Consider the following 15629-nt stretch of genomic DNA (forward strand, 5'->3'; position numbering starts at 1 on the left):
GTCCTGACTTCAAAAAGCACAGGGGCCTCTCGCGAGGCCCTCTTTTTTTGCCCAACCGGTGCCACGCCCCTCCTCAGCCGGCAGGGGCGAGATGGGTCAGCACGCAGCGCCACTGTCCCTGCACCTGGCGGTAGACATCGGTGATCCATTCATCGGCGCTGATGGGCTCGCCCCTGAAAGTGCCGGTGTTGCTGCCCCGCCCGGTGACGACCGCCATGTCGCCGTACACGCTGGCCCGCACCACCTGCTTGGTCATCGAATCGTGCGTCAGCATGCCGCTGGCTATGGCATGGAGGATGGCCTCGCGCGAGATCGGCCCCTTCTCCGGCGTCACGAGGGTCCAGTCCTCGGAGATGCATTGGGCGATGCGCTGGACGTCGTTGCTGACCATGGCATCGTTGAAGCGGTCTTCGAGCGCCTGGAATGCCCGCAGCACCTCGCCATCGGCGGGCGCGGTTGTCATGACGGGCTCCCCGCGACCATCGCGTCCCAGCGGCGTTGCATTTCGTCGACGCTGACCTCCTCCGCCTTGCTCGCAACGAACCAGCTGTAGCCGAAGGGATCGGCGATCAGACCGCTGCGGTGGCCATGGAACTCGAGCTTGACGGCACGCAGGACGGTGGCGCCGTGCCGCACGGCGTTCGCAACGAATGAGTCGGCATCGGCCACGTCGAGGTGGAACTTGACCGGGGAGCCGCCGATCGTCTCGGGCCCGACGGCCCCGAAGTCAGGATACTCGTCGGCAATGAAGACCCGTGTGGCGCCGAACAGCAGCTCGGCATGGCCGATGCGTCCATCGGACGGATCGATCAGCTTGAAGTCCAGGCTGGCGCCCAGGGCCTGGACGTAGAAGTCGATGGCGGCCTGAGCACCCCGAACCACAAGGTAGGGCGACAGGTTGTCGGGTGAAGTGCCGACTGCGGGCATGATGAATCTCCGGTGGTGTCGAATTAGATTACGATACGTCACGTAATGAGTCAAGCAACCGATCCGACACCACCGCGCAAGCCCGGCCGCCCGCCCAGCGAGGAGGCGCGCCGCCTCGCGCTGGCGACCGCCTACCGCATCCTGATCGAGGAGGGCCTGGGCCGGCTGACGATCGAGCGCGTGGCGGCCGAATCGGGCGTCAGCAAGCCGACGATCTACAGAACCTGGACCAATGCCCAGGACCTCGCGATGGCCGCCTTCATGGCGCACCCGGCCTCGGATGAACCGGTCTCACGGGCGAACTCCGTGCAGGCCGGCCTGCGGGCGCATCTGCGTGGCGTCATCGCCACCTTCGCCACGCCGCGCGGTCGCCAGATCACGCTGACCATGGCCTCCGCCGACCCCGACAGCGAACTGGCCAAGGCCTTTCGCAACCAGGTGATCCTGAAGAGCCGCGAGGCCGGCCGCCAGCTCATCGAGCGCGGCATGTCGCTGCACGAGATTCAATCCGGCATCGACATCGACGTGGCGCTCGACATGATCTACGGGCCGCTGTTCTTCCGGCTGCTCGTCGGCCACCGGCCGTTGTCGCTGCAACTGGCGGAGCAACTGGTCGAGACGCTCTTCAACGGAGTGGCGTCGGCGCAAGATCCGCTCGGCTGACGCTCATCGCCGCCGGGTCACGGCCAAGGCGCCCAGGGCCGCCACCGCGCCGAGGGCCGGTACTGCCCGCCAGCCCAACGATGCCAGCAGGGCCGAGCCCAACGCCGCGCCGCTGGCCATGCCGACGAACATCGTGCTGACGAGCACGGCATTCAGCCGGCTGCGTGAAGCCGGGTCCAGGCTGTAGACCACGCTCTGGTGCGACACCAGCGCGGCCTGCACGCCCAGGTCAAACACCACGGCCACGCCCACCAGCAGCCACAGCGAGGCCGGTGCCAGCGCCTGCACGGTGAAGGCGATGAACACCAGCAGCGCGCCGACGCGGATGACGGCCTGCGGGCCGCGCTTGTCCGCCACGCCACCGGCCAGCGGTGCTGCCAGCGCGCCCGCTGCACCGGCCAGGCCGAACGCCCCGGCCACCGCGCTGCCCTGGCCGAAATCCGGCCCCGCCAACACCAGGGCCAGCGTCGACCAGAAGGCACTGAAGGCCACGCTCAGCAGGCCCTGGGCCAGCGCAGCCCGGCGCAACGGGGCATGCCGGGCCCACAGTCCCGCCATCGACAGCAGCAGCGAGCCATAGCCCGCCGACGTCGCCGGCACGAAGTGCGGCAGGCCGCGCCACAGCAGCGGGATCAACGCCGCCACGGCCAGCGCCGCCACCGCGTAGACGGCGCGCCAGCCGGCCACCGCCGCCAGCGAGCCGCTGGCCACGCGTGACAGCAGGATGCCCAGCAGCAGGCCCGTCATGACCTGGCCCACGCGCTTGCCGCGCTCGGCCTCGGGCGCCAGCGTGGCCACTGCCGGCACGATGTCCTGGGCCAGCGTTGCCGTCAGGCCGATGGCCACGCTGGCGATGCACAAGGCTGCAAAGCCCGGCGCCAGCGCAGCGCAAGCCAGGGCGGCAACCAGGGCGACGGACTTGACCGCAATGATGCGGCGCCGATCGAAACGATCGCCCAGCGGCGACAGCAGCAGAATGGCCGCCGCATAGCCGAGCTGGGTCAACGTGGGCAGCAGGCCGATGGCCGCGCTGCCGACGCCGAACTGCTCGGACAGCAGGCCCAGCAGCGGCTGCACGTAGTAGAGGGAGGCAACGGCCAGGCCGGTGGCGGTGGCAAGCAGCAGCGTCAGCGCGGGGCTGAGCGGGGCGACATGGGGCGCGGACTTCATCCCGCCAGTGTCGCGAGGGCCGGCAAATCCTGCGCTGCCAGGGCTATCCTGACGCCATGAACGACGACGACCTGTTGCGCTATTCCCGCCATCTGCTGCTCGACGAGATCGGCATCGAGGGCCAGCAGCGCTTGCTTGACGCCAGCGCCCTGGTCATCGGCGCCGGCGGCCTGGGCTCACCGGTGGCCCTCTATCTGGCTTCGGCCGGTGTCGGCCGCATCACGCTGGTCGACCATGACACCGTGTCGTTGACGAATCTGCAGCGCCAGATCGCCCACGACATGAGCAGCCTCGACAAACCCAAGGTCGACTCGGCCGCCGCCCGCATGGCCGCGCTGAACCCTGGCGTGCAGGTGCGCGCCCTCGCGCAGAAGGCCGATGCCGCCCTGCTCGACGAGGAAGTCCCGCGCGTAGACGTCGTCCTCGACTGCACCGACAACTTCGCCACCCGCCACCTCGTCAACGCCGCCTGCGTGCGCCACGGCAAGCCGCTGGTCTCGGGTGCGGCCATCGGTTTCGACGGCCAGATCAGCGTCTATGACAGCCGCTCGCGAGAGCAGCCCTGCTATGCCTGCCTGTTCCCACCCGAATCCGGCTTCGAGGACGTGGCCTGCTCGACCATGGGCGTGTTCGCACCGCTGGTGGGCATCATCGGCGCCATGCAGGCCGCCGAGGCGCTGAAGCTGCTGGCCGGCGTGGGCGAGCCTTTGGCCGGGAGGCTGCTGATGCTGGACGGCCGGCGCATGCAGTGGAGCGAGATCGCCATGCAGCGCGACCCCGAATGCTCCGTCTGCGGCGGATGAAATCCCGCGAACGCCTCTGAATGGGGCGGAAAATTCCGTCCCGACCTGCCCACAATCCTTTTTCCCCATGAAGCCCACCGACGTCCCGACGCGCAACTTCCCGACCGCCAAGGAAGAGTGCCGCGACCTGCCCCCTCACCCCGACTACGACGGCCCGGGCGCCGCCTACAACCTGGCCTTCAAGGACGAGACCTTCCTGCTGCGCCAGGACATGCGCGCCGTGCGCATGCAGCTGGAGCTGATGAAGCCCGAGCTGATGCAAAACGAGCAGGGCGTCAAATCCACCATCGTCATCTTCGGCAGCGCCCGCATCCTGTCGGCAGAGGCCGCCCAGGCCCTGCTGACCGTGGCCGAGGACCGCGGCGACGAAGCCGGCGCGGCACGAGCGCGCCGCCATCTGGCGATGAGCCGCTATTACGAGGAAGCGCGCCGCTTCGCGCAGATCGCCACCGCCGCTTGTACCGAGCGCGGCAATCATGTCGTCGTCGCTACCGGCGGCGGCCCCGGCATCATGGAGGCCGGCAACCGCGGCGCCTACGACGTCGGCGGCAAGAGCGTCGGGCTGAACATCGTGCTGCCGCACGAGCAGTACCCCAACCCCTACATCACGCCGGAGCTGTGCTTTCGCTTCCATTACTTCGGCCTGCGCAAGATGCACTTCCTGATGCGCGCCGTCGCCCTGGTGTGCTTCCCCGGGGGCTTCGGTACGCTGGATGAACTGTTCGAGACGCTGACGCTGATCCAGACCAAGAAGAGCCGGCCGCGTCCCATCCTGCTGGTCGGCCGCGAGTTCTGGACCAAGCTGATCAACATCGAGCTGCTGATCGAGACCGGCATGATCAATCCCGTCGACGCACAGCTCTTTCACTACGTCGAGACGGCCGAGGAAGCCTGGGCCATCCTCGAATCCGCTCCTGAACTCGCCAGCCCCTCAACGCCATGACCAAACTCAGAAACGTCTCCCTCATCGGTGTGCCGACCGACATCGGCGCCGGCGCCCGCGGCGCGAGCATGGGCCCCGAGGCCATGCGCGTGGCGGGCCTGGCCGAGGCGCTGCGCGCCCGCGGCGTGGACGTCATCGACCGCGGCAACCTGGCCGGCCCGTCCAACCCCTGGCTGCCGCCAACCAACGGCTACCGCCATCTGCAGGAAGTCGTCGCCTGGAACCAGGCCACCCACGACGCCATCTACGCCGAACTCAAGACCGGCCGCCTGCCCATCATGCTGGGCGGTGACCACTGCCTGGGCCTGGGTTCCATCAGCGCCGTGGCCCGCCACTGCCGCGACACCGGCAAGAAGCTGCGCGTGCTCTGGCTGGACGCGCACGCCGACTTCAACACCAGCGAGCTCACGCCCAGCGGCAACATCCACGGCATGCCCGTGGCTTGCCTGTGCGGCTTCGGCCCCAAGGAACTGGTCGAGATCGGTGGCCATGTGCCGGCCATCTCACCGAAATGGATCCGCCAGATCGGCATCCGCAGCGTCGACGAGGGCGAGCGCGCCTTCGTGCACGAACACGACCTGGAAGTGTTTGACATGCGCTTCATTGACGAGATGGGCATGCGCCACACCATGGAGCTGGCGCTGGCCACGCTGGACGACAACACCCATCTGCACGTCAGCTTCGACGTCGACTTCCTCGACCCCGTCATGGCGCCCGGCGTCGGCACGACGGTCGGCGGTGGCCCGACCTACCGCGAGGCGCATCTGTGCATGGAGATGATCGCCGACACCGGCCGCATGGCTTCGCTGGACCTCGTCGAGCTCAATCCGGCGCTGGACGAGAAGAACAAGACGGCGCTGGTGGCGGTGGACCTGATCGAAAGCCTGTTCGGCAAGTCGACGCTGATGCGCAAGTAGGCGCGAGATGAAGCCCCCACGCTCGCTTCGCTCTCTGCCCCCCGAGGGGGTGTGTCAACGCCTTCGGACGGCCGGGCGGCGCTGACAAGTATGGACGCCACGCCCTATCTGCTGGTCCAGCTCAGCGACCCGCACATCACTCATCCGGGCCGGCTGATCTCCGGCCGCGTCGACACCGCCGCGGCGCTGCGCCACGCGGTTGAACGTGTGCTGCAGATCCGCCCACGCCCGGTGGCCGTGCTGGTCAGTGGCGACCTTGTCGATGCCGGTCACCCGGCCGAGTACGCGCAGCTGCGCGAGCTGCTGATGCCGCTGGTCGATGCGGGCCTGCCGCTCGCGCTGCTGCCCGGCAACCACGATGCACGCGGCCCGCTGCAGGAGGCTTTCGCGGGCCTGGCCCGCGTGCACCGCGGCAAACCCGGCGCGACGGCCATCCAGTACGCGCTAGACCTGCCCGGCCCGCTGCGACTCGTCGTGCTCGACAGCCTGATGCCCGGTCGGCCCGAAGGCGGTTTCGACGATGCGCGCCTGGCGCAGGCCCAGGCCCTGCTGGCCGAGCGGCCCGACATGCCCACGCTGGTCGCCCTGCACCACCCGCCGCACGCCACCGGCCTCGCGGCCATGGACGCGATGTCGCTGCAAGCGGGCCTGGCCAGCTTCGAGGCACTGGTCGCTGCCCACCCGCAGGTGCAGCGCGTCGTCTGCGGCCATCTGCACCGCATGACCTTGGGCCGCATCGCCCATGCCGCGGTCATCAGCGCGCCTTCCACCGCCCACCAGGTCGCACTGGACCTCGCGCCCGACGCACCGCTGGCCCTGGCGCTGGAGCCCGTCGGCTGGCTCATCCACGCCTGGGGGCCGGGCCTGCCTCTGGTCAGCCATCTTGCGCTGGCAGGGGACCACGAGCGCATCGCCGACCTGTGAGGCCGCCCGCGCATGCGAGGATGCGGCGCATGAAAAGGCCACTCGCGCTGCTCGCGCTTTCACTCGCCCTGCAGGCCCTCGCGCAAGCGCCGCCAGTGCCGGGCGACACCGAGCGCTACACCCTCTTCAACGCGCCCGTCACCCTGCTGCGAAATGCCCAGCTGTTCGACGGCACGGGCGGGGCACCGCGCGAGCACATGAGCGTGCTCATTCGCGACGGCCGCATCGCCGACGTGAGGCCCGATGCTGAGCTCAAGACCCCGGCCGGCGCGCTGGTGAAGGACCTGGCCGGCGGCGCGCTGATGCCCGGCTTCGTGCTGCTGCACGAACACCTCTTCTACCCGACCGAGCGCGGCAGCTACGGCGCCTTCTTCCAGAGCTTCCCGCTGTTGTATCTCGCCGGCGGCGTAACGACGATGCGTACGGCCGGCAGCATGAGCCCCTATGCCGACCTCAACACCTGGAAGGACATCAAGGCCGGCACCGCGCCGGGCCCCGACCTCGACGTGACGGCGCCCTTCCTGAATGGCATCCAGGCCTTCGTCGCGCAGGTGCCGCGGCTCGCATCGGCCGATGACGCCGTGCGCCAGGTGGGCTACTGGGCCGATGTCGGCGCGACCTCGTACAAGGGCTATATGCACCTGACGCGCGAGCAGCTCGACGCGATCGTCAAGGCCGCGCATGAACGCAAGGCCAAGGTCACGGCCCACCTGTGTGCGGTGACCTACGCTGAAGCCACGGCCATGGGCATCGACAACCTGGAGCATGGCTTCTTCGCGGCCAGCGATTTCGTCGAAGGCAAGCAGGCCGACGCCTGCCCGAGCGGTGACGCAGTGCCGAAGTCCCTCGACGCGCTGGCCGTCGACGACCCGCGCATGGCCGCCCTGCAGCACCAGATGATCGAACGCAAGGTGGCCCTCACCTCGACGCTGACCATCTTCGAGACCTTCTCGTATGGCCGCCCGATGGCCCCGGCCGCGGCGCTGGACCTGCTGATGCCGCAGCTGCGCGAGCAGTACGTGGGCCGCTACACGGCCATCCAGCGCGGTGGCCCCAACCCGCATGGGCGCATCCTTGCGAAGAACATGATTTGGGAGAAGCGCTTCCACGACGCTGGCGGCCTGCTCGTCGCCGGCACCGATCCGACGGGCTATGGCGGCGTCATTCCCGGCTGGTCGTCATTGCGGCAGTTCGAGCTGCTGCGCGAAGCCGGCTTCGACGCCGCGACGGCGGTCAAGGTCATGACGGCCAATGGCGCGACCTATCTGGGCCGCACGGCCGATGTCGGCCGCGTGGCCCCTGGCCTGCGCGCCGACCTCATTGCCTTCGTCGCGCCGCTGGATGCGGCCAAGCCAGCTTTGCCTGAAGTGGCGTGGACGATGAAGGCCGGGCGGGCGTGGGACCGGGCCAAGATCCTGAATGCATGGAAGGGGCAGGTCGGCTTGCGATGAGGCCTTTCGCGCTCGCACCGGCGCTGGGACTCTGCACTCGCGACCGGCACGCCGATGCCGGTGCGGGCGGGCTACTTTGCCGAGCCTTCGTCGTACCGCCTGGGCAGCAGGATGCGGAAGGTCGTGCCGACACCGCCCTGGGATTGCAGCTCGGTGGTCGCATCCAGAAGATCGCAAAGGCGCTTGACGATCGACAGCCCGATGCCTTCGCCCGGTTGCTGCTGGACCGGCCGCGCGTCTTCCGGCGAGGGATGCACGTCAGCCAGGTCCACGCTGACATGCGTGATCGCGCCCGTGGCGTGGTCGGCCACGACCTGCTTGGCCTGGTCGGTCGCTTCCTCCAGCGCGCCCGCCAACTGCGAGCCGGGCCCGGCGTGAAAGCCCGGCCCGGTATCGCTGACCTCGAGAAACCAGCGTTCCATGTCGCCAGACGCACAGTCTCCGCAACTGACCGTGACGCCGCCACTGCGTGTGTACTTGATCGCGTTGATCACGAGGTTCTGGGCGATGCGCCGGGTCTTGACCGCGTCGCCCTCCACGGGCAAGGCGGCGACCCCGTTGAACTTCAGGTAGAGCCCGCGCTCCTGTGCATGCGGCTGCAGGTCTTCGCACAGCGCGCCGAGCACCGCGGCGGCATCGACGAGTTCCAGGTTGCGGTGTTCGAGGCCGCCCTGCAAGCGGGCGAGGCTGGTCACGTCGTTCAGCAGATGGCTGAGCGAGCCGACATTGCGGTCAAGCAGGCGCAAAAAGCCGCCGCGCATCGGCTCGGACGCCTTTGGCGACGCGAGGCCCGCGGTGACGGTGGCCACGACGCCGAGGCTGCCGCGCAGGTCATGCGCCGCCTGCTGCCACAGGCTGGCGCGCTCCTGCTCCAGCTCGCGCAAGGACTGCAGGGCCTGTTCGAGATCGCGGATATGGCTGCTCGCCTCGATCTGCTGCAGCTGGAAATATTGCGACACGCTGGCGCTGATGGCGTCACCGCATTGCTGCGCCCAGATCCTGCGCGCCTCGGCCATCACCGCGAGGTGGAGCCCGGAGTTGGCGGCCGCGTAGTCCTCCAGCTCCACCACGACACACTCGTTCAAGCGCCCGAGTTCGCGTGTCACCTCGCCAAGGTCGAAGCCTTGCTGCCAACGGTGCAAGCCGTGGGCTGCGGCGTCGCCCTGATGGCGCTCGTCATCGTCCACGTCCGCCGCCATCTCGCCGCCGGCCAGCTTGCGCTCAAAGTTGACCAACAGCGCTGGAATGTGGTCGTGGAGCTGGGCCCGAGGCAGCGCGGCCCCACTGGTCAGCGCCGGGTCAGACGTCACCGCCATCCGCCATGCCTGCAGAATAGCGCCGCGCCGACGCTTCAGGTGGGTGCCCAATGCTGCATGTTCCAAGGATTGCATCGAGGCGTCCTCTGTTTGCCCGACGGGGCAAGTCGCATTCTGAGTGACGAACCCGGTTCGCGTCGCGGCAGGCCCGAGTAACAGGTCAGGCGCCGCAGGCCAAGTCGTGACCTCCCGTCACCTCACGTGATCGTGAAAACCTGGATGGTCCGCATCAGTTCCCTGGATTGCTGCTTCAACGACTCCGCAGCCGCCGCAGCCTGCTCCACGAGCGCGGCGTTCTGTTGTGTCGCCTGGTCCATGCGGCCGACCGCCACGTTCACCTGCTCAAAGCCGGAAGCCTGCTCGGCGTTGGCGGAAGACATCTCGGTCACCATGGTGGACACCTGCTCGATCGAGGCGACGATCTTTTGCATGGTCTGGCCGGCATGCTGCACCTTGTGCGAGCCATCGCTGATCCGGTTCACCGAGTCGCCGATGAGGGTGCGGATCTCCTTGGCGGCCACGCCGCTGCGCCCGGCCAGCGCACGCACCTCCTGAGCCACCACCGCGAAGCCGCGGCCCTGCTCGCCGGCGCGCGCGGCTTCCACCGCTGCATTGAGCGCCAGGATGTTCGTCTGGAACGCGATGCCATCGATGACGCCGATGATTTCGCTGATCCGCTTGGCCTGGTCGTTGATACCCTGCATCGTCTGGACCACGGCGTCCACGGCCGTGCCTCCTTCGCGCGCGAAGGCCCAGGCATCGGATGCAATGCGCGTGGCCTCTTGCGCCGTCGCAGCATTCGTGCGGATGGCCTCGGCCAGCTGCGCCATGGTGGCTGCCGTCTGCTGCAAGGCCGCGGCGGTCTGCTCGGTGCGCATGGACAGGTCCTGGTTGCCCTGCGCGATCTCGCCAGACGCCGTATCAATCTGGTCGGCCGCTTCACGGATGTTGTTGATGGTCTGGCTCAACTGCAGCGACACCTGATCGAGTGCACGGAGAACCTGCCCCGTCTCATCGCGCCCGGCCTGGATCTCATGCCGCCGCAGGTTGCCGCCCGCCACGTCCCGCGCGATATCCAATGCCCGGCGCAATGGGCCGGTGATGACGTTGACGCACACCCAGATCACGACGGCCGACAGCAGCAATGCGGCCGCGGCCAGCCCGATGGTCAGGCGGTTGCCGAAGGCGACGGCATCCGTCGCCGCCGCCGCCTGCGCCCGGCCGGAAGTCAGCTGCTCTTCCGTCAATACGGCGGCCTGCTTCTTCAGTTCTGCGAAGGCCCCTTCTGCACCCGTCATGAACATCGCCGAAGCCGCCAGGCCGCCACTCTTCATGTCCAGCGCGCCGGCGGTGGCCTTCTCCAGCTTCGCGAGGGCAGCCTCGATGGCATCGAAGCGCTCCGCCAGCTGCGGCCGCTGCGCGGCTGCAGCCCTCATGCGCGCGATGTCAGCGTGCATGCCTCGGAAGACCTCAGGGATCTGCGCATCAAGGCGCGAGATGACCTCTGCCTTCATGCCCGCCCCCTCATAGGCCAGGCTTTGCATGATCAGCCCGTAAGCCAGCATCGCCCGCTCGCTGAAGGCACTGGTCTCCGCGACGCTTGGCAGGCCCTGGCTGGCGATCAACTCGACTGCATGGGCCGTTCGCACGTTGGTCAGGTAAGCCGAACCCGAGGAAACGAGCAGGCACACCACCACAAGCACTGGTGCCAATGCGACCTTCGCGGCCACGGGCAAATCATTCAGGTTCTTGAACACGATGGCTCCCGGTAAGACCCACGATCCGGCCGATCCATGCCGCTATCGCTTCTCAGCGATAGATGCCGACGCCGACGAAGCCCTCCGGCTTGTTGATGCGAACGACGTAGCTGGTCTTGTCCTCGATCTTCTTCGTGGCCGGGTGCACCCATTGGTAGTCGACCCAACCGGCGCCCTTCTTGGCGGCGGCGATCATTTCCTTGTTGAACTCCTTGCCGGTGGAGTCCTTCACGTCGTTGAAGTTCTTGCCGACGAGCTTCTCGTTGGCGCCGTGATAGATCATCACGCCGTCCATGCTCTGCGCGAACACGTACATGTCCTTCGGATGCCATTTGGCATCGGCGAAGTCCTTGAACGCCTGCTCGCTACCCACCTTGTTCACATGCGCGGCGGCCGCCTCGGCCAAGGCCTTGGCTTCGTCCTTCGTCCCGCGCGCGGGGTCGGCGGCCGACGCGGCACCCATGGCGGCGCTGCAAGCGCCGATCAAGATCAAGCGACGTAAGAGGTTCATTGGATGGTCCTTCCAAAAACATCAAGAGGTTCGACTCGCGAGCTTGCAGATCGGCAGGCTCGATTCGATCTTAAGCACCATCAAGCCGGTGCGATAGCCGAAAAGTCGAACAACCGTCGAGTCGTCCAGTTATCTTCTGCACAACGGCCGGCGGCGCGGCGGCAAGCGATTTCACGCGCTGACGATCCACCCCTCGATCGGGTCCGCGCCCTGCGGCCAGCCATGGTCCGGCTGCTCGGCCGCCCAGGCCGCCTGCAGCATCGCCAGCACCGCGTCCAGGCTGTCGCCGCTCGCATCGGCAACCAGGTCGTCGCGCTGTGCATGGCTCAGCTTCAAGCGCAGGCCCAGCCGCGTGCGGCCCTGTTCCAGGCCCTCGACGATCTCCTTGCGCGCGATCAGCCGTTCCGGCGTCTGCGCGGCCTTGGTGTCGCTCTTGTAGGAGCGCCGGCCGATCAGCTCGCGCGCCAGCAGCCCCGGGTAGGCTTCCAGCGCCACGCGGGTCGGGTCGCCCGCCAGATGACCCGGCAGATGCACGCCCGCCGCAATCAGCCGCGGCACGCCGGCATGCAGCATCCAGGCCACCGGCGGGTTGACCCATTTCATGCTGGGGCTGGCGCCGGCCGGGCCGTCGCAGGCGCGGTGGGCGAACTTGGCGCCGGCCGGGCGCGCGTCGCAGAAGGCGGCAAAGCTGTCGCGGATGTCAGCCCGCGCGAGGCCCGCGTAATGGGCCATCAGCGCGGCATAGTCGGTCGGCCAGCCGAGGTGCTCGACGAGTTCACGCGGCAGACCGAAAGGCAGGTCGAAACCGGCCACCCAGGGCCCCGGCCGGACCAGCCAGCTGGAAAACTCGTCCAGGCTGTGTAGCGCTACCAGGCCAGCAAGGCGGACGACGGCGCCATGCCGCTGGCCGCCGGCGACCCGGATTGGCTTGGCTGCCCGAGGCGCACTCGTGAAGTCAACCCCGAAAACAGCGATGTCCGTCATGCCCGGCATTCTGGGCCTAGGCAGAATCGGCTGGTTCCATGTCAGCCCTCCTCGACCTCCCCGCCCTGCCTGCCGAAGACCGCGGTTTTGACGCCGCCGCATTCGACGAGGCCTTTGCCGCCGCACGCCTGCGCGCCGCAGCCGGGGCTTATGAAACGTCCAGCGAGGCGCTGGAGCAATTGCTGCTGACCTGCCCGCCGGCCCAACAGCGCCGGCGCGCCGAAACCCTGGCCCTGCTGGCGCACCAATATCCGCGCCTGGGCAAGCTGACGGCGAGCGCGCGCTGCTCGACGGAGGCGCTGGCCCTGGCCGAACGCCTGGACGACGACGGCTTGCTGGCCGACGCACTGACCAGCCAGTGCTATGTCTACGGCCAACTGCTGATGGGCCGCGAGGCGCTGGAGTCGGGCATGAAGGCGCTGGCCGCCGCACGCCGCGCCGCCGACCCGGTGCGCGAAGCCTGGGCGCTGAACCGCGTCGGCGTCGCCTATTCCAGCCTGGACAACCCCGTCCAGGCCTGTGCATCGGCCGGGCAGGCCCTGGAGATCGCCGCCCGCACCGACTGTGCCGAGGTGCTGTTCTCCTGCCACAACAACCTGGCGTATTTCTGGCTGCGCCGCGTCGAGGAGGCCCGGACCCTGGGCGACGCCACAGCCCTGGCCGACGCCGTAGCCAGTGCCCGCCGCACCGCGGACCAAGCCACCGTGCTGGCCCGCCAGTCCGGCAGCCCCTTCCAGGTGGCGGTGGCCGTGTCCAACCTGGTCAACGCGCTGCTCGCGGGCGGCCTGTTGAACGACGCCCTGCCGCTGCTCAACGAATTCGGCCATCTCGCCCACGACCACGGCTACCGCACGCTGGCCGTCGAAGCCGACGCGCAGCGCGCCGTCTTCCTGCGCCTGAAGGGCGAGCCCCTGCAGGCCGCGCGCATCCTGGAGGCGCTGCTGCAGGCCGCCGCGGAGCCGCCGCCCAAGTTGCGCCGCCTGCTGATCCGATCGCTGTACGAGACCTACAAGGCCTGCGGCCAATACCGCGAGGCCCTGGTCTGGCTGGAGGAACTCGTCGGCCTGGACCGCCAGATCTCGCGCGACAACCTCGTGCTGCAGACCGAGGTCATCCTGATCCGCGACCAGGTCGAGCAGGCCCAGGCCCGCGCCGACAGCGCCACCGCCGACGCCCGCCGCGAACGCGCCCGCGCCGTGCATCTCGAGACCGAGCAGGCGCGCCTGCGCGAGCACGCCATGGCCCTGGACCGCGCCGCCCACGAGGACGTGCTGACCGGCCTGCACAACCGCCGCCACGCCGAGTTCGCCCTGCCTCTGCTGGTGGAGGGTGCGCGCATGGCCAACCAGGTCATCAGCGTCGCTGCGCTGGACGTCGACCATTTCAAGCGCATCAACGACACCCATGGCCACGCCGTCGGCGACGCCGTATTGCAGCAGCTCGCCCAGTTGCTGCGCCATCGCCTGCGCAGCGCCGACCTGCTGGCCCGCATCGGTGGCGAGGAGTTTTTGGCCGTGCTGGTGGGCATCGCCCCCCAACAGGCCGCCGAGATCTGCGAGCGACTGCGCCTGGCCGTCGTCGAACACGACTGGGCCGCCGTCACGCCGGGCCTGCTGGTGCGCATCAGCGTCGGCATCTCGGGCGGCGCGCCGCAGCAGCATCAGGGCGACAGCCTGCTCCTGCGGGCGGACCAGGCGCTGTATGCGGCCAAGCGGGGTGGGCGGAATCGGGTGCACGTGGATTGAGGATCTGGCGGCACTAGATTCCGGCAGAGCCGCCATGCTCATCACGCAATTTCGGGTTGCGCGCAAGCATCTCCATTCGTCCGCGTCTCCCCATCTCAATCAGCCCTCTACAGCGCGAGATATTCAGTGAAGATAGGCTCTACGAACTTGACCCTGGCTGGATTCGCTACTTTTTTTCTATTGGCATTTGCGTTCTATGCGGCCGTTCAAACTCCTTTAGCGGCCTTCGCCAAACATTGGTTCATCTGCGGGGCGATCGTTCAATATCTATGCAGCTTGCCAATGGAGAAAAATGCCAAGGCACTGCATGACCACATGAGTGCGATTGGTAAGCCGCTTCCAAAGAGTCGTGACGCCATTTCGGCCGCCGCCAAAGAGAGCCCTCATCTGATTCCAGGATTTCTGCTTGAGAAATACAACCTCTGGCAATCGGTATCCATCTTTCTTGGTGGCGCCTTGCTTTGTTCCATCATCTTGATGGCAATTTCATTCTTGAAATTCATTTAGGGACAGGTAAGCAGCGTCGCGAAATACCGCTTCAACGCCTCGATCGCCACCCTCACCTTGGCCGGCTCGCCCTCGCGCTTAGGCGTGACGGCCACCACCGGCATCGGCATGAAGCGCCATTGCGGCAGCAGGCGCACCAAGGTGCCGCGGGATAGCTGGGCCAGCACGTCCGCATAGCCAAGGCGGGCGATCCCCAGACCCTGCTCGCACATCTGCTGCAGGGCCACGTGGTTGTTGCTGGCGATGCGCACGGGCACCTGCAGACGCTGGCTTTCGCCACTGGCGCCGTGCAGCAGCAGGGCAATGGCCGGCGCGGCGTCGCCGGCGTCCTGCGTCTCGGCGGCCCAGGCCAGCCAGTCTAAACCGGGCAGATCGGCGGGCGTCGCAGGTTGTCCATGGCGCTCGACATAGGCGGGCGCGGCGCACAGCACCATCTCGACCTCGCACAGTGGCCGCGCCAGCCAGTTGGAATCGGCGAGCTGGCCGACGCGCACCGCGATGTCGATGCGGGCGTCGATGAGGTCGATCATGGCGTCGTCCACCAGCAGGCGCAGCCGCAGCTGCGGCGACTGGGCCAGCACCGGCGCCAGGGCCTGGGCGATATGGGCCGCAAAGCCCACCGGTGCGGCGACGCGCAACTCACCGCTGGGCGCATCGCGCGCCTGGGCCAGCGATTCGGCCGCCGCGCGAGCCGCCTCGACGAGGCGCAGGCAATGCGGGTAGCAGCGCTCGCCGGCCTCGGTCAGCGCGAGCTTGCGTGTCGAGCGGTGCAGCAACGTGACGCCCATCTGGCGCTCCAGCGTGCGCAGCGTCTGGCTGACAGCCGAAGCGCTCATGCCCAGACGCCGCCCGGCCGCGCTCATGGAGCCGGCGGCGACCGTTTCGGCAAATACGGCAAAGGGCTTGAGCTCGTCCATCCTTAAGCACCACTTCAAGGTCTTGGCGATTTTTACCGTCTTATCGCCGGATCGTGAAGCCCATATCGTTCATCCATCGCTTTCAATCCTTTGG

General features: G+C 68.1%; 16 protein-coding genes and 1 pseudogene. 9 read left to right on the plus strand and 8 right to left on the minus strand.

The genetic code is table 11. The features are described 5' to 3' along the window. Nucleotides 1–73 precede the first annotated feature (73 nt). Nucleotides 74–463: a nuclear transport factor 2 family protein gene (locus AC1DW0_RS14510; RefSeq protein ID WP_457322576.1), complete on the minus strand. Its 390-nt coding sequence runs from the start codon at nt 461–463 to the stop codon at nt 74–76. Further along, nucleotides 460–927, minus strand: coding sequence for a VOC family protein (locus AC1DW0_RS14515; RefSeq protein WP_056203956.1), 468 nt, complete (start codon nt 925–927; stop codon nt 460–462). The genes AC1DW0_RS14510 and AC1DW0_RS14515 overlap by 4 nt, the downstream gene beginning before the upstream one ends. Before the next feature lie 45 nt (nt 928–972). On the opposite strand from AC1DW0_RS14515, the gene AC1DW0_RS14520 reads away from it, so the two are divergent. Then, entirely contained in the window at nt 973–1590 is a 618-nt protein-coding gene (locus AC1DW0_RS14520; protein WP_457445399.1) for a TetR/AcrR family transcriptional regulator, read from the plus strand. A 3-nt stretch (nt 1591–1593) separates the two neighbouring features. Here the strand turns inward: AC1DW0_RS14520 and AC1DW0_RS14525 are convergent, their stop codons facing one another. After that, nucleotides 1594–2760, minus strand: coding sequence for an MFS transporter (locus AC1DW0_RS14525; RefSeq protein ID WP_056203961.1), 1167 nt, complete (start codon nt 2758–2760; stop codon nt 1594–1596). A 56-nt stretch (nt 2761–2816) separates the two neighbouring features. On the opposite strand from AC1DW0_RS14525, the gene AC1DW0_RS14530 reads away from it, so the two are divergent. The 6 genes and pseudogenes from AC1DW0_RS14530 (at nt 2817) to AC1DW0_RS14555 (ending at nt 7798) form a co-directional block, all read left to right on the plus strand. Further along, nucleotides 2817–3563 (plus strand): HesA/MoeB/ThiF family protein, encoded by a 747-nt coding sequence (locus tag AC1DW0_RS14530; protein WP_457322568.1) that lies wholly within the window; start codon nt 2817–2819, stop codon nt 3561–3563. Beyond that, nucleotides 3551–3583: pseudogene (locus tag AC1DW0_RS14535) on the plus strand (hypothetical protein). Before AC1DW0_RS14530 ends, AC1DW0_RS14535 begins: the two are co-directional and overlap by 13 nt. Nucleotides 3584–3630: 47 nt before the next feature. After that, entirely contained in the window at nt 3631–4506 is an 876-nt protein-coding gene (locus AC1DW0_RS14540) for an LOG family protein (RefSeq protein WP_457322566.1), read from the plus strand. Next, nucleotides 4503–5423 (plus strand): arginase, encoded by a 921-nt coding sequence (gene rocF, locus AC1DW0_RS14545; RefSeq protein ID WP_056203972.1) that lies wholly within the window; start codon nt 4503–4505, stop codon nt 5421–5423. Before AC1DW0_RS14540 ends, rocF begins: the two co-directional genes overlap by 4 nt. A gap of 90 nt (nt 5424–5513) precedes the next feature. Next, nucleotides 5514–6347, plus strand: a complete 834-nt coding sequence (locus AC1DW0_RS14550) for a phosphodiesterase (RefSeq protein ID WP_477946585.1) — start codon at nt 5514–5516, stop codon at nt 6345–6347. Nucleotides 6348–6376: 29 nt separating this feature from the next. Next, nucleotides 6377–7798: an amidohydrolase family protein gene (locus AC1DW0_RS14555; RefSeq protein WP_477946587.1), complete on the plus strand. Its 1422-nt coding sequence runs from the start codon at nt 6377–6379 to the stop codon at nt 7796–7798. A 71-nt stretch (nt 7799–7869) separates the two neighbouring features. Here the strand turns inward: AC1DW0_RS14555 and AC1DW0_RS14560 are convergent, their stop codons facing one another. From AC1DW0_RS14560 to AC1DW0_RS14575, 4 genes are all read right to left on the minus strand, one after another. Next, nucleotides 7870–9165 carry a sensor histidine kinase gene (locus AC1DW0_RS14560; RefSeq protein ID WP_235532101.1) on the minus strand — a complete coding sequence of 432 codons (1296 nt, stop codon included), beginning with the start codon at nt 9163–9165 and terminating at the stop codon, nt 7870–7872. A 146-nt stretch (nt 9166–9311) separates the two neighbouring features. Further along, nucleotides 9312–10871, minus strand: coding sequence for a methyl-accepting chemotaxis protein (locus AC1DW0_RS14565; RefSeq protein WP_056203985.1), 1560 nt, complete (start codon nt 10869–10871; stop codon nt 9312–9314). A 52-nt stretch (nt 10872–10923) separates the two neighbouring features. Then, complete coding sequence (locus tag AC1DW0_RS14570; RefSeq protein WP_457390688.1) at nt 10924–11382, minus strand: cache domain-containing protein; 459 nt, start codon at nt 11380–11382, stop codon at nt 10924–10926. Nucleotides 11383–11553: 171 nt separating this feature from the next. Next, nucleotides 11554–12366 (minus strand): DUF429 domain-containing protein, encoded by an 813-nt coding sequence (locus tag AC1DW0_RS14575; protein WP_477946590.1) that lies wholly within the window; start codon nt 12364–12366, stop codon nt 11554–11556. 38 nt (nt 12367–12404) lie between these two features. Here AC1DW0_RS14575 and AC1DW0_RS14580 point away from each other — a divergent pair, with 38 nt between their 5' ends. Both AC1DW0_RS14580 and AC1DW0_RS14585 read left to right on the plus strand, forming a co-directional pair. Beyond that, on the plus strand, nt 12405–14111 hold the full coding sequence (locus AC1DW0_RS14580; RefSeq protein ID WP_457445406.1) for a GGDEF domain-containing protein: 1707 nt from the start codon (nt 12405–12407) through the stop codon (nt 14109–14111). Nucleotides 14112–14258: 147 nt separating this feature from the next. Next, entirely contained in the window at nt 14259–14618 is a 360-nt protein-coding gene (locus tag AC1DW0_RS14585; protein ID WP_477946592.1) for a hypothetical protein, read from the plus strand. Here the strand turns inward: AC1DW0_RS14585 and AC1DW0_RS14590 are convergent. Continuing rightward, nucleotides 14615–15535 (minus strand): LysR family transcriptional regulator, encoded by a 921-nt coding sequence (locus tag AC1DW0_RS14590; RefSeq protein WP_477946594.1) that lies wholly within the window; start codon nt 15533–15535, stop codon nt 14615–14617. The genes AC1DW0_RS14585 and AC1DW0_RS14590 overlap by 4 nt on opposite strands. Nucleotides 15536–15629 lie beyond the last annotated feature (94 nt).

Source organism: Roseateles sp. P4_D2 (genome assembly GCF_056401875.1).

Bases quoted from the DNA above. Each gene is read 5' to 3' on its own strand.
- AC1DW0_RS14525 (WP_056203961.1), bottom strand. From the start codon at position 2,760: ATGAAGTCCGCGCCCCATGTCGCCCCGCTCAGCCCCGCGCTGACGCTG.
- AC1DW0_RS14520 (WP_457445399.1), top strand. From the start codon at position 973: ATGAGTCAAGCAACCGATCCGACACCACCGCGCAAGCCCGGCCGCCCG.
- AC1DW0_RS14515 (WP_056203956.1), bottom strand. From the start codon at position 927: ATGCCCGCAGTCGGCACTTCACCCGACAACCTGTCGCCCTACCTTGTG.
- AC1DW0_RS14590 (WP_477946594.1), bottom strand. From the start codon at position 15,535: ATGGACGAGCTCAAGCCCTTTGCCGTATTTGCCGAAACGGTCGCCGCC.
- AC1DW0_RS14570 (WP_457390688.1), bottom strand. From the start codon at position 11,382: ATGAACCTCTTACGTCGCTTGATCTTGATCGGCGCTTGCAGCGCCGCC.
- AC1DW0_RS14555 (WP_477946587.1), top strand. From the start codon at position 6,377: ATGAAAAGGCCACTCGCGCTGCTCGCGCTTTCACTCGCCCTGCAGGCC.
- AC1DW0_RS14550 (WP_477946585.1), top strand. From the start codon at position 5,514: ATGGACGCCACGCCCTATCTGCTGGTCCAGCTCAGCGACCCGCACATC.
- AC1DW0_RS14530 (WP_457322568.1), top strand. From the start codon at position 2,817: ATGAACGACGACGACCTGTTGCGCTATTCCCGCCATCTGCTGCTCGAC.
- AC1DW0_RS14575 (WP_477946590.1), bottom strand. From the start codon at position 12,366: ATGACGGACATCGCTGTTTTCGGGGTTGACTTCACGAGTGCGCCTCGG.
- AC1DW0_RS14510 (WP_457322576.1), bottom strand. From the start codon at position 463: ATGACAACCGCGCCCGCCGATGGCGAGGTGCTGCGGGCATTCCAGGCG.
- AC1DW0_RS14540 (WP_457322566.1), top strand. From the start codon at position 3,631: ATGAAGCCCACCGACGTCCCGACGCGCAACTTCCCGACCGCCAAGGAA.
- rocF (WP_056203972.1), top strand. From the start codon at position 4,503: ATGACCAAACTCAGAAACGTCTCCCTCATCGGTGTGCCGACCGACATC.
- AC1DW0_RS14580 (WP_457445406.1), top strand. From the start codon at position 12,405: ATGTCAGCCCTCCTCGACCTCCCCGCCCTGCCTGCCGAAGACCGCGGT.